The organism is Paenibacillus sp. 1781tsa1, from assembly GCF_024159265.1.
Lineage (GTDB): Bacteria > Bacillota > Bacilli > Paenibacillales > Paenibacillaceae > Paenibacillus.
Genome location: NZ_JAMYWY010000001.1, coordinates 5,343,475 through 5,368,621 on the forward strand (window position 1 = coordinate 5,343,475; position 25,147 = coordinate 5,368,621).

At 48.1% G+C, this 25,147-nt stretch carries 16 protein-coding genes; 2 read left to right on the forward strand and 14 right to left on the reverse strand.

Annotated elements, in window-relative coordinates:
• Positions 1-38 precede the first annotated feature (38 nt).
• The 4 genes from opp4C to NKT06_RS24105 are packed head-to-tail and all read right to left on the reverse strand — an operon-like array spanning position 39 to position 3,961.
• Positions 39-938 (reverse strand): oligopeptide ABC transporter permease, encoded by a 900-nt coding sequence (gene opp4C, locus NKT06_RS24090; RefSeq protein ID WP_253440053.1) that lies wholly within the window; start codon positions 936-938, stop codon positions 39-41.
• Between the two features lie 50 nt (positions 939-988).
• Complete coding sequence (locus NKT06_RS24095) at positions 989-1,939, reverse strand: ABC transporter permease (RefSeq protein WP_253440055.1); 951 nt, start codon at positions 1,937-1,939, stop codon at positions 989-991.
• 22 nt (positions 1,940-1,961) lie between these two features.
• Positions 1,962-2,960: an ABC transporter ATP-binding protein gene (locus tag NKT06_RS24100; protein ID WP_253440057.1), complete on the reverse strand. Its 999-nt coding sequence runs from the start codon at positions 2,958-2,960 to the stop codon at positions 1,962-1,964.
• Positions 2,957-3,961, reverse strand: coding sequence for an ABC transporter ATP-binding protein (locus NKT06_RS24105; protein ID WP_253440059.1), 1,005 nt, complete (start codon positions 3,959-3,961; stop codon positions 2,957-2,959). Before NKT06_RS24105 ends, NKT06_RS24100 begins: the two co-directional genes overlap by 4 nt.
• A gap of 379 nt (positions 3,962-4,340) precedes the next feature.
• Here NKT06_RS24105 and NKT06_RS31960 point away from each other — a divergent pair, with 379 nt between their 5' ends.
• The gene (locus NKT06_RS31960) at positions 4,341-5,081 is read left to right on the forward strand and encodes a response regulator transcription factor (protein WP_253440061.1); all 741 of its coding nucleotides are present in this window, start codon (positions 4,341-4,343) and stop codon (positions 5,079-5,081) included.
• Positions 5,082-5,084: 3 nt separating this feature from the next.
• The gene (locus NKT06_RS24115; RefSeq protein WP_253440063.1) at positions 5,085-6,857 is read left to right on the forward strand and encodes a cache domain-containing sensor histidine kinase; all 1,773 of its coding nucleotides are present in this window, start codon (positions 5,085-5,087) and stop codon (positions 6,855-6,857) included.
• A 142-nt stretch (positions 6,858-6,999) separates the two neighbouring features.
• Here NKT06_RS24115 and NKT06_RS24120 read toward each other — a convergent pair whose 3' ends face one another.
• From NKT06_RS24120 to NKT06_RS24165, 10 genes are all read right to left on the reverse strand, one after another.
• Positions 7,000-7,629: a 50S ribosomal protein L25 gene (locus NKT06_RS24120; RefSeq protein ID WP_253440066.1), complete on the reverse strand. Its 630-nt coding sequence runs from the start codon at positions 7,627-7,629 to the stop codon at positions 7,000-7,002.
• A 281-nt stretch (positions 7,630-7,910) separates the two neighbouring features.
• Positions 7,911-10,787 carry a type I pullulanase gene (gene pulA / locus NKT06_RS24125; protein ID WP_253440069.1) on the reverse strand — a complete coding sequence of 959 codons (2,877 nt, stop codon included), beginning with the start codon at positions 10,785-10,787 and terminating at the stop codon, positions 7,911-7,913.
• Positions 10,788-11,270: 483 nt separating this feature from the next.
• Positions 11,271-13,319, reverse strand: coding sequence for a type I pullulanase (pulA, locus tag NKT06_RS24130; RefSeq protein ID WP_253440072.1), 2,049 nt, complete (start codon positions 13,317-13,319; stop codon positions 11,271-11,273).
• 170 nt (positions 13,320-13,489) lie between these two features.
• Positions 13,490-17,074, reverse strand: a complete 3,585-nt coding sequence (locus tag NKT06_RS24135) for a DUF5704 domain-containing protein (protein ID WP_483311594.1) — start codon at positions 17,072-17,074, stop codon at positions 13,490-13,492.
• 114 nt (positions 17,075-17,188) lie between these two features.
• Positions 17,189-18,448, reverse strand: coding sequence for an S-layer homology domain-containing protein (locus NKT06_RS24140; protein WP_253440078.1), 1,260 nt, complete (start codon positions 18,446-18,448; stop codon positions 17,189-17,191).
• A gap of 346 nt (positions 18,449-18,794) precedes the next feature.
• The gene (locus NKT06_RS24145) at positions 18,795-20,306 is read right to left on the reverse strand and encodes an extracellular solute-binding protein (RefSeq protein WP_253440081.1); all 1,512 of its coding nucleotides are present in this window, start codon (positions 20,304-20,306) and stop codon (positions 18,795-18,797) included.
• Positions 20,307-20,414: 108 nt separating this feature from the next.
• Positions 20,415-21,518 carry a glycoside hydrolase family 88/105 protein gene (locus NKT06_RS24150; RefSeq protein ID WP_253440084.1) on the reverse strand — a complete coding sequence of 368 codons (1,104 nt, stop codon included), beginning with the start codon at positions 21,516-21,518 and terminating at the stop codon, positions 20,415-20,417.
• Between the two features lie 24 nt (positions 21,519-21,542).
• Positions 21,543-23,042, reverse strand: a complete 1,500-nt coding sequence (locus NKT06_RS24155; protein ID WP_253440087.1) for an extracellular solute-binding protein — start codon at positions 23,040-23,042, stop codon at positions 21,543-21,545.
• Between the two features lie 68 nt (positions 23,043-23,110).
• Positions 23,111-23,983, reverse strand: a complete 873-nt coding sequence (locus NKT06_RS24160) for a carbohydrate ABC transporter permease (RefSeq protein ID WP_062835838.1) — start codon at positions 23,981-23,983, stop codon at positions 23,111-23,113.
• A gap of 45 nt (positions 23,984-24,028) precedes the next feature.
• Entirely contained in the window at positions 24,029-24,982 is a 954-nt protein-coding gene (locus NKT06_RS24165; RefSeq protein WP_076212382.1) for an ABC transporter permease, read from the reverse strand.
• Positions 24,983-25,147 lie beyond the last annotated feature (165 nt).

Below are 25,147 nucleotides of genomic sequence, written 5' to 3' on the forward strand. Positions count from 1 at the left end.
ATCTTTTTGAATGCCATATTTGAGAGATGCATTGTGGTTTATTGTTTAGGGTCGAGTGCGTCGCGCAGCCCGTCACCTACGAAGTTGATGGCGAGCACCGTCACCAGAATCATGATTCCGGGAGGCAGCCAAAGCCAGGGCTGGTCGGTCATGACGCTAATGGATTGAGCGTCCGTCAGCATATTGCCCCAACTGGCGGTCGGCGGCTGTACGCCCATGCCTAGGAAACTCAGCCCTGACTCCGCCATGATTGCCGCCGCAACACCAAAGGTCGCATTTACGATGATCGGTGCCAGCGCGTTCGGCAGGATGTGACGGAAGACAATGCGCGGCGTGCTGAGCCCCAGGGCGACTCCAGCTTTAATGTAATCCATTTGCTTGAGCGTCAATACACTCCCCCGGACAAGTCGGGCGATGGACGGCCAGGAAAACAGAGCAAGAACAAGTACGAGCGTCCAAAGCGTTGGTCCAAGCACACTGACGACAACGAGAATAACCATCATGTAGGGGAATGCCATAAACATATCGGTAATTCTCATGACCATCATGTCGACCCAGCCACCAACATAAGCAGACCAAAGACCGATGATCGTTCCGAACGCCACATACAGAGCGACCGTTCCGAACCCAACCGTGACAGCGACTCTCGTCGCGTATAGCAGACGGGACAGCACGTCCCTTCCCACCTGGTCAGTTCCAAGCCAATGGGAAGATGAAGGCGCGGCAGAAAATTCGGCGGTTACCGCATAAGGGCTATGCGGGGAGAGCCACGGGGCAAAGATGGCGATGAGGATAAGCAGCAAGGTAACGACAAGACCGGCGACGGCCAGCCGATGTTTCAGGAAACGCCGGGCCATTTGCCGGAAGACACCCTCGGGCTCTTCTTGTTGAATGGGAAGAATGACTCCTCCGGCGACTGGGGTTTGTACAGCAGACATCGAGTCCGCCTCCTCTCATTCGTGTTCGTTTCACAGTAATAAGCCTTAATTTAATGATATTGGATGCGAGGATCGGCTACCGAGTAGAAAATATCCGTGAGCAGATTGGCGGCCAGCACAATGATGGCAGCGACCAGATTAAGGCCCATGATGGTGGAATAGTCGCGGGACATGATCGATTGAATGGTCAACTGACCGATGCCCGGCCATTGAAACAACTGCTCAACAATGACGGCTCCCCCGAAGAGCATCGGGATTTCCATTCCGACGACGGTAATGATCGGAATCAGAGCGTTGCGTAGCGCATGCTTGTTGGTAACATAAAACTCTTTGAGCCCCTTGGCTCGCGCTGTTCGCAGGTAATCCTGCTTCAGTACATCCAGCATGCTGGCCCGAATATAACGCACTTTGCGTCCCGCAATACCGACGGCTAGTGCTATGGAAGGAAGCACTAAATGACTGATTCGGTCGCCTAACCCTCCTCCTCCACCAAGATCCTCCGTTCCGCCGACGGGAAGCCAGCCCAGTTGAACAGCGAAAATATAAATGCACACGAGACCAAGGAAAAACTGGGGAATCGAGGTTCCGACAAACGATAGTCCAGTCATGAGGTAGTCAAATTTCGAGTTTTGCCGGACAGCGCTCATAATACCGATCGGTAGCGCGATCAAAAGGCCAATAAGCAGAGCACAGATGCCGAGCAGCACCGTCTGCCCCAGACGCTCACCGATGAGCGAAATAACGGATTCGCTTGTGCTGAAAGAGTATCCGAGATTGCCGGACAGCAGTTGCCCTAGCCATTTGAAATATTGAATGATGATCGGATCGTTCAATCCAAGCTGCTCCTTACGCAACTCAAGCAGCTCCGGAGGTGTGTCCGGTGTCATGTACATGTCGATCGGGTTACCCGGCGCAAGGTTGATGATGACAAAGTTGATAATCGTAATGCCAAACAAGACGGGAATCGCAATCAGAATGCGGCGAATGACGTAAGTAAACATGCTCTCTCTCCTCTCTTGCGATTTATCCTGTAGTCAATGGATAATGACAAGCCGCTGCGTGTTCTCCTCCTTGCAGAAGAGGCTCCTCCTCCTTGCACTTTGCTTGAACGAACGGACAACGGGTATGAAACCGGCAGCCTGACGGCGGACTAGCGGGACTTGGCACATCTCCCTGAAGAACGATTCGCTCCTGTCCACGCTTGCGGGGATCCGGTACCGGATAAGCATTGAGCAAAGCTTGGGTATACGGATGGCGCGGACTCGCAAAGATCCGTTCCTTCGTTCCGATCTCAACCACCTTGCCAAGGTACATAACAGCGATGCGGGTACTGATGTACTTAACCGCCCCTAGACCATGAGCGATGAACAAATAGGTGAGTCCGAGCTCCCGCTGCAGCTCCTTCAACAGGTTCAAGATCTGTGCCTGAATGGAGACGTCGAGCGCGGATACTGGCTCATCGCACACAATAAGTTTCGGGTTCATGGAGAGTGCGCGGGCGATGCCGATGCGTTGCCGCTGGCCGCCTGAGAATTCATGAGGGAATCTCTGCTTGTAGCTGTGGGGAATGCCAACCGTATCCAGAAGGGTATCTATTCTTGCCTCTAGCTCTGCTCCACTGGCCAAGCCATGCACCCGCAACGGCTCGGCCAGCAGCTCCTGCACCCGCATCCGGGGATTAAGAGAGGAGTAGGGGTCCTGAAAAATCATTTGCATTTTCGTTCGTTCCTCGCGGAGGTCCGACATTTTGCTTGTCGTAATTTCTTGCCCTTCGAACCAGATTCGGCCGGCCGTTGGATTCTCGAGTCGAATGATGCTCCGGCCGATGGTCGACTTGCCACAGCCCGACTCACCAACAAGTCCTAGCGTCTCTCCTTGGTACAGCTCCAGCGAAATGTCGTCCACTGCTTTGACATTCCCGACTGTACGGGATAACAATCCTCGTTTGATGGGGTAGTACGTCTTTAAGCCTTCGATTTTAAGCAGAGGTTCTTGGGCCACTCTGCGTTCCGCAAGCGTCATATGCCCCCCTCCTCTCGCGTCTTCCAGGCACCGGGATCCTGTGACATCCAGCAGCGCACTTGATGTCCCTCCTGAACCGGAAGCAGCTTCGGCGCTTCGGAAAGACATTTCCCTGCGGCAAACTCGCAGCGAGTATGGAATCGGCAGCCCTTCGGCATGTTGGTAAGTGGAGGCACCGCACCCGGGATGGAGGTCAGCATCTCATCGGCATCAGTTTCAATGTGGGGAATGGACCTCATCAATCCTTGCGTGTAAGGATGAAGCGGCTTCTCAAACAGGGTAAACACGTCCGTTTCCTCGACCACCTGACCGGCGTACATGACCACAACCTTGTCCGCCATCTCCGCAACAACGCCGAGATCATGGGTGATGAGCATGATCGAGGCACCCATCTCTTCGCGGAGCTCCTTCATCAGATTCAGAATCTGTGCCTGAATCGTCACGTCCAGTGCGGTCGTAGGCTCATCGGCGATGAGTAGCTTCGGCTTACAGGAAAGTGCCATTGCGATCATCACCCGCTGTCTCATTCCCCCGGATAGAGAGTGTGGGTAGCTCTTCATAATCGCTTCAGGACGGGGAATGCCGACCTTTTCAAGCATTTCGACTGCGTATCTTTCAGCAGCCTTGCCTCTCAATTCGGTATGTAGCCGGATGGCTTCCGTCAATTGATTTCCAATAGTGAACACCGGATTGAGTGAGGTCATCGGTTCCTGAAAGATCATCGCAATATCTCCGCCGCGAATCAGGCGCAACTCGGCCTCAGGCAGCTTCGCGAGATCCTTGTCCATGAACCGTATTTCCCCCTCCCTGATGCTGCCGTTCTTGCCGAGCAGCCTCATGATCGAGAGAGAAGTGACACTCTTACCGCAGCCCGATTCGCCGACGATACCGATGGTTTCCCCCTTCTCCAGCTTAAGGCTGACCCGGTCCACCGAAGTGACTTCCCCTTTTTCCGTTTTGAAAACGGTCCTTACGTCCTTAAGCTCTAGTAGCATGCGCAACCCCTCCTTTGCCTCAATATTTGGTATGCCGATAAGCAGTTTTATGTTATGTTTATTAACATTTGAAAGAACATCCTAAAACCCTATTATGAAGGCACCTGTGAAATCCCACACTTTTTTCTCTTTTTTCTTGGGGAAAACTACATATTTTTCATAGGACACTTATGCTATATTTCAAATATAAGATTCATTTTCTTGCGAACGCCCCCTAACATTTCAATCATGTCTCTCTTCTTGTAACTTTATTTAACGTCAATATGACGATTAATTAAAGACACTTTACATTAGCTTTTGGAATCATTTCTTGGCATCCATGCCTCCGTAAGACCAGAAAGGTATCAAATTTTAAGAATTAATAAAAAAGAAGGGAGTGTGGGCCGTGTACAATCTTCTAATCACCGATGACGAGAGCGAAATTCGCAACGGTCTAAGTAACTATTTCCCATGGCATGAATTCGGTTATCAAGTTGTCGGGCAAGCGTGCGACGGTGAGGCTACACTCGCCTTTATCCAGGAGCAGCCTGTGGATGTGCTTCTCTGTGACATCCGCATGCCCTCCTTGTCGGGCATTGATGTAGCAGAACGGCTATACCGACAAGGCTCGGAGGTCAAGGTTGTTCTTCTAAGCGGCTTCAAGGAATTCGAATACGCGCAGTTGGCCGTACAGTATGGAGTCAAGAGATATTTGACAAAACCTACTAAATACACGGAAATCGCCGAAGTGTTCGGACATCTCCGAAGCGAAATGGACAATGCAAAAATGCCTGCCCCTCCCCTCTCTGCATCAACCGCAGAGAGCGGCCTGGCGGACCAGACCATCGAGAAGGTTAAGATTTACTTGCAGGATAACTTGTCCGCCGCCACCCTGGAGAACGCCGCAAAGCATGTTTTTCTTAACCCCTTCTATTTAAGCAAATACTTCAAGACCAAGACCGGTGAGAACTTCTCGGATTATGTGACGAAGCTTCGCATGCAACATGCGGCCGTACTTCTGAAGACTACCTACTGCAAGACATACGAGATCAGCGAAATCGTCGGGTACAGTAACGCAAAGAATTTCACGCGAATGTTCCGGAGCTTTTTCGGCATGACTCCGAGAGAATATCGGAACGAGGAATAACTTATGATCACGACCACCGTCCGCTTTTTCATCAAGAACCTGTTGACCTTCCTTTTGCCCATGCTGATCCCTCTCCTCGTTCTCGGTGCTCTGTCCGCCTTCCTGATCCAGCAGTACGTCGTTCACGGAATTAACAACAACAACATGAACATGCTTAAGCAGACCAAGGAGAACATTGAACTTCTGTTCAATGAACAGAACTCCCTGAACCTGCATATCATCGCCAGCACGACCCAGTTCATGAACCTCAAGGGTATGCTGAACAAGCCCCTGCCATCGGCAGAGGATTACCAACAACTGGCGGTCTTAAAAAATTTTATCGATTCACCCTCCATTGCCAGCCCCTATATTGATTCCATCTATATTTTTCTAAATAACGACAACCAGCGCTACATTTCCTCCGTTACCGGAGGCTTCATCGAGCTTGGAGAGGATCCAGACCACTTATGGTACGACAGCTATCTAAAGCATGAACATCACGAAGCAATTTGGACGGAAAGTCGGGCGGTTCCGCGCTATAATCTGAACGAAGAGATTGAATATGCAGATGTCATTACCATGTACCGCAATTTCAAGGTGTCAGATGACACTCGCGGTGTTATCGTCCTTAATATCAAACGGGAGTATATTGAACGCAGATTGAACGATCTCTCTACAGCAAAAGGGCAGCTGCTCGCCGTTGTCGATCAACAGGGCTTTGTTATATTCCGCAATAACGCCCGGTACGAGCTAAGTCCCGAGGAATTGGAACAGGTCATTTCAAGTAAAAGCAACTTTATTACGACACAAACTCCGAATGACGAGGCCTTGATCAATATGATTTACTCCAAGACCTATGACTGGGTATTCATCTCCGTCACTCCAAAGCAAACTCTGTACACCGCGCTTAATCGCCTGCTTCGCATTGGGGCTGTGCTGATGATCATGGCGTTGCTCGCAGCGCTTCTGCTAGCCTTTCATTTGACGAAGAAGAATTATTTGGACCTTAAGATCATCATGTCCATTCTCGGCGCAGCAGAACAAGGCAAGCCACTCCCTCTACACCGCACAAAGGGTAACAGCGTTCACAGCCAAATCATCCGCAGCTTGCTTCAAAATTTTATCGAGCACAACTATATGCGCGTTCAACTTTCAGAGAGCCAGTATAAAACGCAAGCCGCCCAGTTCGCCGCCCTACAATCGCAGCTCAACCCTCATTTTCTCTATAATACGCTGGAGACGATACATTGGAAGGCAGCAGGTTATACAGAAGGGCCGAATGAGCTAACGAGCATCGTGGAGCATTTGTCCGATATTCTGCGGTACTCCCTGGACGGGCAAAATGGACTTGTGCCGCTTAACGTGGAGATCGCCAATACGAAGAGCTACACAGCGATACAGAAAACAAGATATGGGGAGCGATTTTACATTTGGTGGGAGTATGACGCGGAGCTAGAGAAGTACCATGTGCCCAAGCTGATCTTCCAGCCACTGATCGAGAACAGCCTACAGCATGGATTGAGTCGTTCGGATCAGAAGCTGGCAGTCAAGATCAAGATTCAGCGTTGTGGCAATTCCCTCCGCTTGGCCATCATTGACAACGGCAACGGTATATCGGAGGAGCGAATGGTCGAGCTTCGCACGAGGTTGTTTAGTGATTCGACGGATGCAAACCACATCGGCCTTATTAATACACAGAGAAGAATTCAGCTTGCTTACGGTCATAAAAGTGAGCTTCGCATCAAGAGCAAGCCCGGCTGGGGAACGCTAATTGACATGACGCTTCCAATCAGTTAGTTCGTGGATTGGTGGCTGGGGTGTTACAATATTTTTCACATATTTTTCACTTCCAGATGTTTGTCCTGGAAATATAAAAAGCCCAGTCACTAGGACTGGGCTTCGGCTAAGCATGGGATCTGCTGAGATCCCTAAGCTTGGCTTATTCTTCTGCAGCTTTTTCTTCAGTTGCTGGTTCAGCATCCTCAGCAGAAGCCGTTGGCTCTTCCTCAGCCGCTTGTGGCGGCATGACGGACGCGATGATCGAATCAGGTGATGTTACGAGTGTCAAACCTTTATCCAGTTTGATATCCGCAGCAGTCAAGCGATCACCAATATCCAATCCGCTAACATCAACTTCAATGGACGTTGGCAGATCCGCAGGCAATCCTTCTACTTCCAACTGTGTCTCCTGTGTCTGGAATACACCGCCAGCTTTTGAGCCAGCCGCTGTACCCTGGAAGTCGATCGATACACTTACGCTGATCGGCTTGTTCTTGGAAATTTGCAGGAAGTCTACATGCAGCAAACGTCCATTACGCTCCTGCTGATCTTTGATCAGTACGGGAATCGTTTTACCACCCTCAACATTCAGGTTGAACATTTCGGAGCGGCCTGTGCGTGCCACTTTCAGCATCTCTTTTTCATCTACATGTATTGAAGCACCTTCAAGTCCTGGGCCGTAAACGACTGCAGGAACTCGTCCGCCTTGTCTTAACAAGCGCAGTGCTGCACCTTTCTTTTCCGTTCTTGGCGTTGCTGTAAGTTGAGCCATTTTTCCGTTGGATTTCATGATTGAACATCCTCCTTCAAGGGATCACTACATTATATTTGTTGGAAAGCGCTAGAGCTTCGCTTATAGACCATAATGGTCTTTTTTCCTTTGGCCGAATCGTGGGCCATATCTATATTTACCCCAATGATAGAGGATCTCAAACACGAAACAGGACAATTTTTTATTTTTGGCTAAGCTATGCTTCGTATAATCAGACCAAAAAAAGCAGTCGGAATCTCTTCCAACTGCTGGTTTATCAAGGTTTTGACGAACTACGTTCGAAGTTATAAATAAAGAAACTATGCGCTATCACGATCCTCCGTTTTTTCGCTTTCGCGGATGATCTGCATCTCGTCTGATCCGCTACGGACAATAATGTGCACATCCCCATCTTCAGGTACAATGTCCACGTAACGGTCTCCGCACGTATCTTTAGCTTCCCATTCGTTCAATCGAATGATCAATCCCAGATGATGCAGACCCGGAGCAACGCGGAAGCGGGCTTCAGCGGCATTTCCGACTCGTTCCAGCTGTACTGCTCCGTCCTCCATACCGGTGCCCCACACCCAGACATCCCAACCTTCATAATGCTGGTCTTCCCGTTCGTATCGAAGCGTGACAGTTCGCGAAATCTGTCTATGAATCGTCACGGCAAGAGTTGCCCGAATTCCTCCAGCTTCAGCAATAATATGGGTTACTCCAGGTGTCATCGCACGTACGATCCCTGCTGCACTCACCGCTGCAAGTTCTGGATGAGAAGAGCTCCACCGTACATTCGAATCCTGAAGCGGCTGACCAAATTGATCAAGGACCAAGGCACGGAAGCGACTGATTCGAGTCATGTACATGACTGGTTCGCCCACAATTTCGATTCGTTCAGCATGACGATAATCCACTTGTAACATACAGCTTGCCGTTATGTCCCCACAGTGGACTGTAATCGAAGCTTCCCCTTTTTCCAGTGCATGGATTGTTCCATCAGGCTGGATCTGAATAATATCCGGATCAGAAGAAGTCCAGGTAACCGGAGCTTTTTCTACCACATTGCCAATGCTGTCCCGTACGATCGCTCGCAGTTGAGTGGTCTCCTTCGGACTATATACCTGGCGAGGAAAACTAATCTCCACTGTTGACGGCTCAGCGCCTCCAGCACGCTCTGTGTCATACAGTACCATTAATGACCATCGTTCTATCTGCACAGTACCACGAACCGTCTCGATCAGATCTGTACCTGCCTGATGATCATTGACTACGACATGCCAGTCCCCTTCCCCCAGGTCCACATGCTGCTCATGTTCCGTTCCGTTATAAATGACCATAATCTGATTCCAGGTGTCCTGATTCGCACCATCCTGAAGTATAAAGGCAACTACATTGCCATCCGCACGAATTACACGAAGGTGATTTCGTACCTGTTCAGCATCAATCATGCGAAAAGCGGGATGTGTGCGACGCAGATGAATAAGACCACAATAGTAGTCGAACACCGGTCTGAAGCGTGATTTGTTGGCCCATGTGATGGCGTTCACCGCATCCCCGCTCCGATAACTGTTATGGTCACCGGCTTTGGATCTGAGCATCTCATCCCCTGAATGCAGAAACGGAATTCCTTGAGAAGTAAGCAGAATGCCGGAAGACAGTAACGAGCGACGAACCATCTCATGATCCAAAACATCATCTGCATCCACATACCGATAAGGATCTGCTGCTTTTACAGCGGACTCAGCACTCCCACCACCCACGGGCTGTCCGTCCTTCCATACGGGAAATCCTAATTCATGTCTTAGATTCATGGTTGTCGCAATTTTATCCCACAGATTGAGATTGTCATGGGCAGTTACATAATTGACAACCTCCACAGGTGAAGAGGTGAAATCATCCAGTGCTCCTGCCAATCCTCTGAGAATCTCATATTCCTGTCCTCCGGCACCCGTGACAAACCCTCTGCCACTTCCATCACTATCCCCCTTGATTGCGCTGCGAAAATGATCATTAAATACTGCAAATCCCTGACCACGCTGGGTTCCTTTTAATGTTTTGCGGTCCAAAGGTGAATCTCCACCCGTCCAAGGTTCCCCATAGATCAGAAATGCCGGATCGATCTGCTCCCGCAATTCGCGTGTCAATTCGTTCATCGTTTCCGTATCGATCAGGGCCATAAGGTCAAATCGAAATCCGTCCACATGATATTCTTCTGCCCAATATCGGAGAGAATCCAGAATATATTTTTGCACCATTGGACGCTCTGTCGCCAATTCATTGCCTACACCGGAACCATCACTGAGGGTGCCATCCTCCCGATAACGGTAATAATAGCCTGGTACAATCCGTTCAAAAGGTCCTTCTTCCACGCTGTACGTATGATTATAGACAACATCAAGTACAACACGAATGCCTTGTCTGTGCAGCGATTGTACGAGTAATTTGAGTTCCCGAATTCGAACTGCCGGATCACGAGGATCGGTAGCGTAGGAACCTTCGGGAACGTTATAATGTTGCGGATCATATCCCCAGTTGTATGGTGCTCTGACATTCGAACCAACATCCGCTGTAGCGAGTTCATTCACCGTCTGATAATCCGCCACAGGCAGAAGATGTACATGAGTGACTCCCAGTTCGGCAAGATGGTCTACGCCAATGCTATTGCCTACTTGATCCGTCAGACCGGATGCTGTGAATGCCAGATATTTTCCCTTATACGGAATATCTGCATGTGGGTCAGAGGAGAAATCACGGACATGCAACTCATATAACACGGCATCGACAGGACGCAGAAAAGCAGGTTTGACATCCAGGTCCCAATCGACCGGATTGGTGGTCTCAGGATCTATAATAGCCGTTCGTTGCCCATTAGCCGTTACCGCTCTGGCGTAAGGATCAACAACGACTTCAATCCGCTGAGCATCATGGATAATTCGGTACATATAATAATGTCCTGCCCAATCGCCTGAAAGCTCTAAAGTCCATATTCCGTCCGCATCACGTGTCAAGGAATGTTCCCTTCCACCCTTATGATCTTGCACCTTACCTTCCTCGTTGTAATGCCCTTCATCTTCAAAAATCAATATATCAACCTGTTGTGCCGTAGGTGCCCACAATTTAAAAGTACTTGCAGCACGAGTATATGTTAAGCCAAGATCGTTGCCTTCGTAACGAAAAGAAGTCCATTCCGGCATCGTTCCCACCGCCTTTATATCCATTGTTTTCGTGTTGTCCCGATGTTACGGAGCGGGACGTGATTTGTCAACCCGGGGTTGTCTGTACTCATCATATCGGTTCAATTTGCGTATTCAATTAGCAATCGCTTTCAAAATATAGATATGAAAACATGCGCCATAGATTGACAGCATTTGTACCTGTCCTGACAAAAAAAATTCAAAAAATTCAAGAATATATTGCAGCGGGATGTCATTTGCTTTTAAACAAAGCTATACTTAGCTACGCATTGAACTGATGGACGTTCTAGTTCTTCCGAGTATAACAAACTCCTGCTATGGTCGAGCCATCGCTCTTTAACTCGACAAAAAATCGCCCTTCCAATTGGAAGGGCGACTCATTTTCATTTTTCATCCAAGCTATAGGAAATTGGACATGCCCTTGTAAGCACTCTTTCTCTTACGAGTACACTACATTTCCTTGCCTGGCAAGTAGGATCGCGATCAGGAATTGGAATACATCACCGTTATGGATAGTGCACTCACATGTACCTGTCCGTCCTGTACGGTGCATATCGTATCAACGCCTGCTTGTCCTTTCTCTACAATCACATTCCATGTCCCTGTGGGAATAAGGATGTCACGGTTTTCCTTTGCCGCGTTATAGATCACAACAATGCGATCCCACGAATCTTTGGCTGCTGTACCGTTCAGTTCATACGCCAGCAGCCCATTACCTTTTTCGATTAGACGAACATGCTTCTCAATCTCTTCCCGTGTACGAAACCGAAATACTGGGTGCTCTCGCCGAAGAAGAATCAGCCCACGATAATAGTCAAATACCGGCTTGAACAGCTGTTTTTGCTCCCAATGAATGGCATTGACTGCGTCTCCACTTTGGTGGCTGTTGGCATCCCCATATTTGCTGCGAAGCAGCTCATCTCCAGCCGCGATCAGGGGAACACCCTGGGAGGTAAGAACAATACTATTGGCAAGCAGACAACGCCTAACGGTCTCATTCCCCAGAATGTGTTCCGGATCAATCTGCAGGTAAGGCTTAGCCTTCCCTACAGCCTCTTCCACACTTTCGCAACCTCGAATACGTCCATCATCGTCATAGGTGAGGAAATTCAATGTATCGTGGAGTCCTTGTGTACGTGCGACTTTGTCCCACAGATTGAGATTATCGTGCACCGTTACATAGTTGATCGTCTCGGATGGACCATCCGTAAAGTCCTGAACGGCTCCCCGGACGCCAGTCCACAATTCGTCTTCTTTCCCGTCCGCCCCCGTCGCAAATCCCGTACCCATGCCATCGCTGTCTCCCTTGATCACTCCGCGGAAATTATCGTTAAATACAGCAAAACCCGCCCCGCGTTGCGTTCCTTTTAGGGTCATATCATCCCCAAGTGGCGAATCCAGTGCGCCCCATGGTTCACCATATAACAATATGGAAGGTGACACTTCAGTATGCAATTCCGCTGCAAGCTGTTTCATCGTAGTAGTGTCGATCAGGCCCATCAGATCAAAGCGAAAACCGTCCACATGGTACTCCTCTGCCCAGTAACGGACCGAGTCGATGATAAACTTGCGAACCATGGCGCGTTCAGTAGCCACCTCATTGCCTGTACCTGAACCATTGCTATAGGTCCCATCGGCGTTTTGACGATAGTAGTACCCTGGTACCAGTTTTTCAAAAGAGCTGCCTGCCGTATCAAACGTATGATTATATACCACATCCATAATGACACCTATTCCCTTGTTATGAAGGGCAAGCACCATGGATTTGAATTCACGAATTCGTGTCTCCGGGTCGTCTGCACGTGATGCATAGGAACCTTCCGGGACATTATAATGGAGCGGATCATATCCCCAGTTATAGTTGGAGGCATCCGTCGTATCACCATCTACTCTGGATTCATCCACCGTCGCAAAATCAAATACGGGTAGCAGATGCAAATGGGTAATCCCGAGTTCAACCAAATGATCGATTCCCAATGTGTTGCCCCTCGAATCAAGCAGACCCGTCTCGGTAAAAGCCAAGTACTTGCCTTTATTCGTTATTCCCGACGAAGGATGAATGGAGAAATCACGGACATGCAGTTCGTACAGGACTGCATCTACAGGACTGGTCAATTCGGGGCGAATATCCTCACTCCATCCGTTCGGATGTGTCTGCTCCATTCTGACAATGACACCCATTTCTCCATTCATGGTCACGGCTCGTGCGTAGGGATCTACTGCCTGGGTTGAATGTCCATCTTCGAAAGTAGGCATGTACATGTAACGGTAGCCGCTTAAATCGCCCTCCAGTTCCAGGACCCAGATGCCTTCTTCTTTCTTTTGCATAGGTAACGCCTGCTGTTTCCGTTGATTGGGCTCATCCTCCGGGGTCCCCCCTGTCAAAGGTGGATACAGAAGTAGTTCCATCTGAACGGCTAACGGTGACCAGACTTTGAAGCGACAGACTTGTGCTTCTAATGTGACACCTAAATCTCTTCCTTTGTATGTATCTTCTAAAATCAATAGTTCCTGCTTACCCTCTTCAATCATGTGGTTGTTCCCCTCTCGTTGAGAAAATTAATGAATATGGCTGGAACGAGTGCTCCTTACCCTTTATACCCGTTCTGCTGCCCAACCATAATCCGAATTACACAAAAGAAGACAAACGTCATGTAGATTCACATAACGCCTGCCTTCTTTATGGGTAAAACGACTTCTCTCTAATGTGGTACCTGGGATTGGAAATCATTCCGACTGGATTGATCGGCGTGGTACAAGACCACGTCCCCATCTTGCATCGGCCAGCTTCTCCCCTGACTATCTATCGAACTGTAATCAAAACCTTCCATTTGCCATTGATTCATCAACGGTGCATGAATATATTGCAGATGGGGTGCATTCGTATTGCCACTGCGCAAAGTTTCGATATTGAAGTTGACTGCAATGTAACCTTCCCTCAGAAATACCTTTGCCTTGTCATCCAAACGGTTTTGTCTGGCAAGTGATTCGAGATCGGTTCCTTTGGGCACTGCATATACATCCGCTGGCAAGCTATATTCCCCATACCAACGCTGAATCGCTGCATTCGCCCGATCCACATTAACACTGGAGGGAATATCTGTTTTTGGGCCAATGAGTGTGCGGATCTGTGAAGGAAGAATCATCCAGTCATAACGACCTACCCACGTTTTATGATGAGAGGTCTGATCCACGAAACGAACCATATGCTCAGCCACTGTACTCTGATTGCGTTCCTCTTCCGTCAGTTCATAAGTATACTGGTAGCGAGCTGTATCACCTAACTCTGTACCAGGTACATTCCGCAACCGTGAGTTCAGGACAACAAAACGTTTTTCTAAATCTTGTGCTGATCCAATACGAATGAGTCGTTCCTGTCCCCGATGGTAGTATAGATCTACTTCTTGTCGGGTGGTGCCATCTTTACTCACAAAAGAGAACGTTGGCGTGACTCGGATACCGTCCTGTTTCCCAAACATATTACCTTTGGTCTTCAGATCAAACTTGAAATGGTAACCCGTCTTCACCGCTGCATTTCGGAAACCCTGTACCGGATGACTGCCGGGACGAATAGGCAGGACATAGGGAGCCAAATTACCTCGGGGATCTCTGTCGATACTGTTTCCACCGGTCCAGTAGCTCACACCCGTTGGTTCGGGGCTGCCCATCCGCTTGCGGAACACATTTTCCCAGTTGTAGTCTGAAATATCCGTGATGTGAAAATCATACAACCGTCCGATAACCTCTACAGCAACGGTATCTGCTGCGACATGATGGGTCAGATTTGTGTTGGCATCCTGTTGTTCTGTCAAGTTTACAGGTGCATTCTCGGCAATATTACGAAACTCAATCTGATAATGTCCTTCATCTACCCATACAGGAAGATAAAAAGGGGTGTCCAACTGATTTACCGGAATATCTACCCATGTCAGAGCCGGGATGAACTGGCTTCTGGCAGCGTTATACACATCGAATGGAAAACGAACCTGTTTGATCCGGAAATATTTCGCATAATCACGGTTTCCATAACCAGGGTAACTCGCCACATCCAAATGTTGTCCTGAGGTCGGTATACGCACAATGAATGGACGCTCTAGAATAAGTGCAGCTCTGGTCGGATCGGGTGTAGTCTTCTGATTATGCGGCTGATCATCTGACACCCAAGCATAGTTCACAACTGGAGTATGTACTGTCACCGAGTTGATACCTTGGATGGGGAACTTCTGATCCTGCCCTCCGTTAACATTGCCAGGGAGCAGTCCATACGTAATCTCACCCGTGGTCGACTGGTTAGCTTTGTTCATCAATGTGTTCTTGATCGTCAGACGGTTCTGGTACAGAACATCATCTCCAATCATGCCAGGTTGCGGGATCGTCCCAGGTCTTGGAGCGGTTTTCTCCAATGGGGCAGGATCCATAATTGTCGCTCTATTAAAGGTCACCTTGTCGTTATTAACAGTGTTCTCTCTAACCTTCGCTTCAGCTTCAGATTGAAACAATGACGTTTCATCCGGCGTAGGCGGTTCAGCCGAACCACCCGGAACCCCTCTGATGCCAAGATCAATTTCTTGACATGGCGCAGGTTTCACATGATTGGTAACCGTAGTATCCATAGCCGATTGCAAAGTCGGCGGTGTATATGCATTGGGCATCAGGGTCACGGTGTCACCATAACCGCCTAGTGCATAGTTAGATACTTTGGCCTCATTTAACTTGTATACCTCCAGGTTATCGATCTGCCAATAGCTATATGTCCTTGTTACTTGCATAGACTTATCCCCAGGCACATCAATTTCTCTGGGCTCAGGAGGTGTTCCTGGATCCCCCTCACCACTAGACGCTCTTCCCGGAATCGTCCAGGTTTTATGATAAACCCTTTTCACAGGAACCGTGTAAGTCACCGTTCCTGTCATGTTAACCCAACGGTGCTGAAACAGATATTCCTTGGTCAAGACATTGGCATAGAGATCTTCCGAAGTCGGAATACCACGGGTAACATCGAACTTCTCAGATCCCCGATCGTCTGCTTTCAACACACCCCGAACAGACGGGTCCATAACCGATGCTTCAATAACCGTGCCTCTACTAGGTGGGCTGATGGTCACAGAGCAAGCGTTCACAGGATCGCCCCCCGGATCGCCATCATTACCACCTTCTCCATTATTCGTGCAGTCCTTCACCTCAAGCACCTGAGTCCCTTGTTCATCCAGTTGCTGGGCAGAATCAAGAAAATGGGCTTTTATCGTAGTGCTGCCCACGATCCCTTTTGTCGTAATTTTGCCATCAGCACCGATCGTGGCTATTGTTGGATTCGAGCTCTGCCACGTCAATTTGGGATGAGCTGTCAGTTTATGAACAGTGCGATCCGGTTTGGTTAGAACTGCTTCTGCCTGTAGAGGTGTCGTATTGGCTTTACAAGCATTCGGCAGATTCACAACGAGTCCTGTCTCAGACGTGACTGTTATGGTCGCAGTATCGGAGATCAGGTATGTACCATTGTTCCAGATCGCACGCACAGTAACCGTGCCTGGACTTTCGGCCGTTAACATGCCTGTTTTCAACTCGACACTCGCAATTGTCTCGTCAGAAGAAAACCATTTGATCTCTGCTTCTCTTCGGGATACGTCGATGCCCTCACCAAAAGCTACCGCACCATAGCCCTTCGTCTTCACCAAGGCTTCCATCTGCTGGGTTTGCCCTATTGTGAGGGTTGAATCTGGGGTTACATCGATTTCTTTTTCTTCTTCCAAATCTCCTTCCCAGATGATATCCATGGGCGTAAAATAAGAAACATTGTATTTAGGACAGCCCGCCGTTGTTTGCCCACCATTTGCAAATGGACTCTTGTCTGTTGGTATGTGGTATCCTCCAGTAATCGTTCTTATTGCAACAATTGTTGAAGGAAAAGGTGGGGCAGGGTCTCCCACACCGGTATATGAATCTTGATCTGCTCTCCCCTGATAATTAACATCATGGATCCGGACATTAAGGATGCTTGAGGCTTCAACTCGTCTAGAATTATAATCAGGCCAGTTTTCTGCAGGCCATCTACTGAAATCTACACTATCCGGAACTTCTGCAGCAGCAGGGAATGGACTGGAGCAGCTCCCTGCATTATTCGCATAAGTTGGTCCCCCAGCATGGTCAGCTCTAAATTGTCCACTATCAACTTGGTACCAATATACTCCTGGCCTCCCTACAGTAGGAGTGGCTAGTATTGTAACCTTCCGAGGGTTTTTCATAGATTTAGGTCCATACTCATCTGTAGCAGCATGAACAACGTTCATAGGAAAGTAAAATACGAAAAATAATAATATTTGTGAAATAAAGATACACACTAAAATACTAGCTGAAAAATAATTAAGCTTTTTCATTACAACTTGCTCACCATCCTGATAAGACTACCTTTGAATTCTAAATTCTCCTTCTGTATCTGATTTCAAAAAATAAGACCAGGATTTATTCCTTAAAGTCGATGTAGTCCAAAATCTTTTCTGTAATCCTTTTTTTATAAGTTCTCCTGAATCCATAGGAATTGTCACAATACTTTGTTTCTTAGCTAAGTCTAAATCAAGACGATTGAATTGTATTAACGAATCCGAAAGACCTTGGTTAAATGTAATTAAATTCGAGGTTTCTAGATTAGATGTAAATGACACATCTGCAAAAGTTCTATAGGAGCCACTTGCATACTTATCCGGAAGAAAAAGCTTCGCGTAAATACCCCTCGGCTTATTTTGAGTAGCGTCTACAACGATAAACCGATGAATTTTTAATACACCAGATTTATTGCTTAAATTTATATTTCCTTTGGATAAATCGGATATCATGATCGAACCTGAACTATACTTATAATTACTAATTGTCGTTAAATTCGTACCCGTCGTGCCGACCTCTCTCATCTCATTCAAGTCACTATACTTCCCGGCATCCGTGCCCTCTACGTCCATATAACGCAGCAAAATGGCCGATACTTCTGAACGAGTGGTAGAATCGGCAGGCTTTAATGTGCCATCCTGGAATCCACCGACAATGCCTGTCCCACGAACAAGGGCAAGATACGGAATCTGCTCGGCACGAATGGTGCCGCGGTTCACTTCCGGTGTGGGAAGTAGCGTATTTGTCGTATCCTTAAAAGCATCCTGGAAGCTGGCTCCGGACTTGATCAGTCCATTGGCAATCCATTTCATCATCTCGTAACGCGTTAGCTCCGCATTCGGATTGAAACCTTTGGCGTAATCACCAGCATTAATGAATCCTTGTCCTACAAGCTGGCTAACTGCTGCTTCAGACCAATGCCCCTTGAGATCAGCAAAGGGATTCTGCACCTGTACCTTTTCCAGTCCAGTCGCACGGGCAAGTATTGTCGCATATTCCCCACGTGTGATTTTGCCATTGGGACGAAACGTTCCGTCTTGGTAACCAGAGATCAGATTTTTTTCATAAGCTTTGGCAATTGTTGCTTGAGCCCAATGCCCCTTGATATCCTTGAACTTGCTAAGGGCAGTATCACTTGTTACCGACTCCGCATTCGCTGTTGACGTCAAATGTACGGGGCCAATCGGTAATAGTGTTGTTGCCAATACAGCTGTCGTTAACAATCCAACGATCCAAACAATCCGTTTTTTCTTCTTCTCATGACCTTCAATTTGTTTCTTCAATCTACTCACGCTCCTATGTACCTTAGTATGGGGATGCTTTACTTGGTCAACCTAGTCACTTCTCTTCATAACCAAAACCTAAATTTGCCATAATAATCAATATTCTACCATGTTGTACTAGGCTATTGGTATTATTTTTCGTCCATCCCCATCACTTCAAGGCGTGCAACGCTCCTTCCATAGACCCACTTCATTCGCTTAAAACACAAAAAAAGGCCATGAATCCGCAGATTCATAGCCTTATGCTTTAAGGGTGTGGTCTTTCTTATGATATTGGAAAATGAACTCACTCATAGAATAAACCATATCATTCCATTTGATCAACCTTTTTTTATTTCATCCAGCTTTATTTTCCGTTCAATTCCTTATAGGATGCTTCCAATTCCGTGATCAATTGATCACCACCGGCTTTTCTCCAGCTTGCGATTTCCTGCTCCCAACCTGCATCATCGATTTTACCCATAATGTACTTGGTCTGCGCATCCCATATCATCTGATCCAGCTCCTGACCACGCTCGGTATAGATCGCCGAAGACAAGGTGAGTGCCGGATTGGCAATGGCGTACTGCTCATTCTCACGCGCCATCTTTGTACCTTTCATACCAATGGGAACATCGACCAGTTCAGCCACGTTATAACCTTCAATGCTTAACAAATTATCCCGATATGGCTTCACTTCACGCTGATAAGCGTCGAAATCTTTGAGTTCGGTTTTGCCATCCGCAGTCTTGGTATAGTGCACATCGAGCAATCCACGGAGCTGCAACGTGCTCAATTCCTCATCCATCAACTGATCCAGGAAGGTAAGAACCTTCTTCAATTGCTCCTCATCCGTAACGGATGCTTTCGGAATGACCAGCATTCCGTAGTTCCCAGGCTCTCCGGCGATGCGAATACCATCGGTTCCTTGGAACGGAGCCACGTCAATCTCTCCATCCGGAGCGTTAGGTGTAAGCCGCTGCTGAGAGGACTTTCCGTTCTGGGCCACACCGTTAAGCTTCATGCCAACCAGGCCGGAATCCATTTTTTTGTCCGCATCAGAAGGGTCAAGAGCTGGGAAATCACTGTTAATCAGTCCCTCGCTAAACAGACGCTTGAAGAGCTTCATTGTGTCCACGTATTCGGTGGTCAAGAACTCCGGGGTCAGTTTCCCTGCTTCATCCACACCCCATTTGTTGACGCCGCCAATACTTACAGCAATCCGCGTCAGTGGGGAAGAGACACCCTCATTATACTTTTTGAAGAGCAGTGCACCGTACGTATCTTCCTTCCCATTCCCGTCAGGGTCATCCTTACGAATAGAGCGCATCACTTCATACCACTCATCCAGCGTTTTGGGTATATCCAGCTTCAATGTATCAAACCAGTCCTTGCGATATACGATCGCAGTCCGTCCAATATCCCGGAAGTTCGGAATACCGTAGACCTTGCCTTCAATTTTGATATTGTTAAAATAAGCTTCGGATTGGGCAGATAGGTTTTTATAATCCTTCAGGTAAGGCCCCAGTTCCCAGAACAGTCCCGTTTTGGCGGCATTAAATGTTGTCGGTACATAATTCACACGCATAATGGTCGGCATCTCGCCTGAAGCAACCATAACGTTCACTTTATCATCAAAAGCAGACTGTGGAATCCACTGTACATTAACATCCGTATTGGTATATTCCTCAATCTTCTGTTCAATCCCGTTCTCCTTGGCCGGTATATCACCTACCTGCATTAAAGAGATGGAAATGGGAAGTTTACCTTCCCCTGCAGCAGGCGCTTTTTCTCCCCCACAACCTGCAAGCAACCCAGCGGACATTGCACCAATTACAACGATTCCGCCTAAACGGGACATTGGACCTTTTGGACTCATGAACCATCTCTCCTTTTTGATAGCCAAATTGTTCAGCAATCTTGCCTCATTTCACTCAAATCAACGATGTATGCGCTATCATAAATGATCTGAAGAAAAGAACCAGCATTACGCCAGTTCAATCTCCACCCCTGCCAAAATGAACGGAGCGACCGACTTCGGATCATTGATCCGAATGGACTCGGTCACATAATACTCATAGGACCCGTCACGATACGGGCTTCCTCCAAGACCTGCTCCGCCATTACACTGCGTCAAGGACAGCACGCCTTCACGATCCGTTTGCAGCAGATGCTGTAGCAGACCCTGGTACCCTTTTTCCGCAACCGCTTTGAACTTGCCGCTTAGATATCCTTTACGTACACCTTTGGCCAATGCATAGACAAACATTGAGGTGCCGGAAGCCTCCAGATAGTTTCGCTCACGTCCCGGCTGATCCAGCAGATGTGGCCATAGTCCGGTCTGTTGGTCCTGCACATGCAGCAGAGCGTTTGCTACCCGTTCGAAGATGCCCACAATCTGCCCGCGCTGCGGATGATCTACCGGCAGATGATCCAATGTATCCACAACCGCCATCACATACCAGCCCATCGCCCGGCTCCAGACATGCGGAGAACATCCCGTCTCCCCCGAACTCCAGCGCTGCTCTTTGCTCTCATCCCAGGCATGGTACAAGAGACCACTACGCGAATCACGTGTACGTTGCTCCACCAGCAAGAGCTGCAGAGCCGCCTTGTCGAACCACTTCTCTTCACCCGTCACCGCGCCATACTGGGTCAGATACGGAGTGGCCATATACAATCCATCCAGCCACATCTGGAAAGGGTAAATCTTCTTATGCCAGAACCCACCTTCACTCGTATGTGGCTGTCCCTTGAGCTGAATCATAAGCAACTCCGCAGCTTTGCGGTACTTTTCTTCACCCGTTTTCTCATGCAGTAGGAACAGTGATTTTCCCTGATTGATCTGATCCAGATTATATTCCTCAACCGTATAGGAACGAATCGAGCCATCTTCCTGAACAAAGTGATCCATTAGCTCACGAATGTAGTCAAAATACTTTTGCTCCCCGGTTTGCGTGTACAGCTCCTCCAGTGCTTTCAGAAAGCAACCATTCTCATAATGCCAAGTGGAGTACAGCTCATGGTTGCGATAACTTTCCATGAATTGCTGTGCCATGCGCACCGATGTGAATTGCAGTGTTTCTTTCATGATCAAGCCTCCGCTTCCGGCTCTTTATTGAGCCTGTTTTTTATAATCTTCGGCATATTCCTCACGAATCTTGTTTCCACCCGCATTGCCCCAATTCTCGATTTCCTTTTCCCAGCCACTTAGATCGATCTTGCCCATAATGTATTTGGTTTGCGCATCTGCAATGACCTGATCCAGATCGGCCCCGCGGTCACCATATGTTGGAGAATATAACGTCAGCGCAGGGTTTGGCACAGCGTGCTCCGCCAGTTCCTTCGCAAGCGCCGTACCTTTTTCACCCAGTTCGGTATCCTTCAATTTCGGTACGTTATACCCTTCGACATAAGGAAGGTTGTCACGGTAAGGCTTCACTTCACGCTGGAATGCATCGAAGTCACTCATCTCCACCTGATCTTCGCTCACTTTGGTGTAATGTTTATCTTCCATACCACGCATCAACAGGGTAGCCATCTCAGGGTCCATCAGTTTATCCAGGAAGGAGAGCAGGTTCTTGAGTTCTTCTTCCGATTTCACCGTCGATTTAGGGAATGCCAGAATTCCCGAATTACCCGTCTGTCCTGCAACACGATCTCCGTTCGGTCCAAGCAAACCAGCGATGTCTACCACACCATCCGGATTGTTTTTAGACAGACGCTCTTGCTGACTTTTTCCATTCTGGGCGACACCAACACGGATACCCACAACACCGGAATCATACTTTTTCTCCGCTTCCGTAGAGTCGAATACGGCAAAGTCCTGGTTCAGCAGTTTCTCATCATACAACCGTTTCAGCAGCTCCAGCACCTGCATATATTCCGGCGTCATGAATTCAGGCGTGAAGCTGCCATCTTCCTCGACCTTCCACTTGTTAGGTGCACCAAAACTTACGCCCAGCCGCGTCGTGAAGGAATATTGGTCCTCATTATATTTTTTGAAAAGCATCAACCCAAACGTATTATCCTGACCATCTCCATCCGGATCGGAGGTTGCCAGTGTTTTAATCGTTTCATACCATTCATCGGGTGTGGTTGGCACCTTAAGATTCAGCTTCTCGAACCAGTCCTTGCGATAGATCACTGTAGCCCGCGCGATATCCGAGAAAACTGGAACCCCATAGATTTTGCCCTCTACCTTGATGTTGTCAAAAAAACGCTCGTTCTGTGCCGACAGATTTTTGTAGTCTTTCAGCAAAGGCCCCACTTCCCAGAACACGTCATTACGCATTGCGCTGGTCACGGTAGGGTTATACTGCACCTTCACAATTTTCGGCATATCGCTTGAAGCGATCATCACGTTAATTTTGTCATTATAGGCCGAAGCCGGAATCCACTGAATATCCAGCTTGGTATTGGTATACGCTTCAATCTTTTGCTGAACTTCATTGCCTTTGCTTGGCACATCACCCACCTGTGCAATGGCTATGGACACATTTTGTACGCCACCCTCGGCAGCCTGACCCTCGTCTGATCCGCATCCTGCCAGCAAACCTGTTACAAGTGCCAGTGAGCTCAAAACAGCTACGGCTTTCTTTTTTGTTGCTTTCATAACATGAGAACCTCCCTTTTTATGCAGTCATATTGTCATATTAAACTGACTTTGAAGCATGTGACGACTCAACCTTTCACCGAACCCAGCATCACGCCTTTTGCAAAGTGCTTTTGCAGGAATGGGTACACCAGCATAATCGGGATCGTCGAGAATACGATAACCGCCATACGAATGGTGAGCGGCTGGATCTCGGTCTCTTCGATACTCGTGTCTCCGATTCGGCTCTGTGCCAGAATGACAATCTCACGCAGCCAGACTTGCACAGGCCACTTCTCACTATCGTTAATATAGATCACAGCGCTGAAGAAACTGTTCCAGTGGGCCACCGCGTAAAAGAGTGAAAATGTCGCCATCGCTGGCATGGACAAAGGCAGAACAATCCGGAACAATACGCTGACATCGTTACATCCATCAATTTTGGCTGCATCCTCCAGTTCATCGGGAATGGCCTGGAAGAAGTTTTTCAGTACAATCAAGTTAAATGCACTAATAGCAGTAGGCAGCATCAGCGACCATAACGTATCCGTCAGGTGCAAGGATTTCACGACAAAGTATGTTGGAATCATCCCGCCGCTGAAGAGCATTGTGAACAATACACCCAGCAAAATGGGCTGGCGCCCACGCAAATATCTTCTGGAGAGCGGATACGCCATAAGGGACGTAAACAGCAGGTTAATGAAGGTACCAATCACCGTAATATAGACCGATACACCCAGACTGCGTATCAAGGTATCTGTAGAGAAAATGTAACGGTACGCAGCCAGAGAGAACTCTTTTGGAAAAAGAATAAATCCTCCCTTAGCCACTTCATGTGGACTGGTAAACGAGACGGCCAAAATATAAATGAACGGGATGACCGTCACAATTCCAATCAACAGCAGCAAGCCGTGATTCACAAAATCAAAGATCCGGTTGCCCCACGTTTTATCCTGTTGCATCTTAATGTTCACTCCTGTCTGGTGAAGAACGTCTGCTCCCGAGGGTTAGTAAACGCCTTCCTCCCCGAATTTTTTGGCCATCGTATTGGCACCAAGGACAAGCGCCAGCCCGACAACCGATTTAAACAACCCGACAGCAGCACTATAACTGTACTGTGCCTGTGTAAGACCCTTCGTGTACACGTAGGTATCAAATACCTCGCCCACATCCCGGTTCGTCGGAGTCAGCATCAGGAAGATCTGTTCAAAGCCTGTATCCAGGAAATTGCCCAGACGCAGAATCAGCAAGATGACGATTGTACTGCGAATGGCCGGCAACGTAATATGCCAGGTTTGGCGCCAGCGATTGGCACCATCAATCCGTGCAGCTTCATAGAGCTGGGTATCAACACCGGAAAGTGCAGCAAGGAAGATAATCGTACCCCAACCGACTTCTTTCCAGATGGATTGTCCGACAATCATGGTTCGGAACCAACCTGGTTCAAGCAGGAACGCCACTTTTTGACCAGTCAGGTTATAGAGCAATTCATTAATCGCACCACCCTCGGTTGTGAACAGCATGTAGAATACACCGACAACAACAACCCAGGAAACAAAGTGTGGAACATAAACTAGAGTTTGTACAAATCGTTTGAAGCGTTCACGGCGAACCTCATTCATCATGAGTGCCAGTACAATCGGCAGTGGGAAAAAGAACACAATGTTATAAATGGCAAGTAAAAACGTATTTCGAAACAATGTCCAGAACTGCGGTTCTCCGAAGAAACGCTGGAAGTGTTTGAAGCCTACCCAGTCACTTCCCAAGATGCCCTTGTAAGGCGTGTAATCCTGAAAAGCCATCGTGATGCCATACATGGGTATGTATTTGAAAATAACAAAGTAGAGCACTCCCGGTATTAACATGATATACAGCCACCGGTTTTTGATAATGTCCCTCCACAGCAGGTTTTTGTCACTGCGGGTAGCGGGCCGTGTTCGAGCCGCCGTTTCGGCTTTCATAGTGTCTTCCTCCCCACATTGGAAACGATTACATAATATCACTTCCTGAATTCATGTCTTCATTGTGGAGGATAAACGAATGACTGGCTATCGTCTCGTTTTAGCCTTTTGTTTTTCCTTATGCAGCAAGGGTTTAGCTCATTTCCATCACAGAATTCAAAGGCG

What these genes read in the sequence shown, in the direction of transcription:
- opp4C (WP_253440053.1), bottom strand. Translation starts at nt 938, where the DNA reads ATGTCTGCTGTACAAACCCCAGTCGCCGGAGGAGTCATTCTTCCCATT.
- NKT06_RS24095 (WP_253440055.1), bottom strand. Translation starts at nt 1,939, where the DNA reads ATGTTTACTTACGTCATTCGCCGCATTCTGATTGCGATTCCCGTCTTG.
- NKT06_RS24100 (WP_253440057.1), bottom strand. Translation starts at nt 2,960, where the DNA reads ATGACGCTTGCGGAACGCAGAGTGGCCCAAGAACCTCTGCTTAAAATC.
- NKT06_RS24115 (WP_253440063.1), top strand. Translation starts at nt 5,085, where the DNA reads ATGATCACGACCACCGTCCGCTTTTTCATCAAGAACCTGTTGACCTTC.
- NKT06_RS24120 (WP_253440066.1), bottom strand. Translation starts at nt 7,629, where the DNA reads ATGAAATCCAACGGAAAAATGGCTCAACTTACAGCAACGCCAAGAACG.
- pulA (WP_253440069.1), bottom strand. Translation starts at nt 10,787, where the DNA reads ATGCCGGAATGGACTTCTTTTCGTTACGAAGGCAACGATCTTGGCTTA.
- pulA (WP_253440072.1), bottom strand. Translation starts at nt 13,319, where the DNA reads ATGATTGAAGAGGGTAAGCAGGAACTATTGATTTTAGAAGATACATAC.
- NKT06_RS24135 (WP_483311594.1), bottom strand. Translation starts at nt 17,074, where the DNA reads ATGAACGTTGTTCATGCTGCTACAGATGAGTATGGACCTAAATCTATG.
- NKT06_RS24145 (WP_253440081.1), bottom strand. Translation starts at nt 20,306, where the DNA reads ATGAGTCCAAAAGGTCCAATGTCCCGTTTAGGCGGAATCGTTGTAATT.
- NKT06_RS24150 (WP_253440084.1), bottom strand. Translation starts at nt 21,518, where the DNA reads ATGAAAGAAACACTGCAATTCACATCGGTGCGCATGGCACAGCAATTC.
- NKT06_RS24155 (WP_253440087.1), bottom strand. Translation starts at nt 23,042, where the DNA reads ATGAAAGCAACAAAAAAGAAAGCCGTAGCTGTTTTGAGCTCACTGGCA.
- NKT06_RS24160 (WP_062835838.1), bottom strand. Translation starts at nt 23,983, where the DNA reads ATGCAACAGGATAAAACGTGGGGCAACCGGATCTTTGATTTTGTGAAT.
- NKT06_RS24165 (WP_076212382.1), bottom strand. Translation starts at nt 24,982, where the DNA reads ATGAAAGCCGAAACGGCGGCTCGAACACGGCCCGCTACCCGCAGTGAC.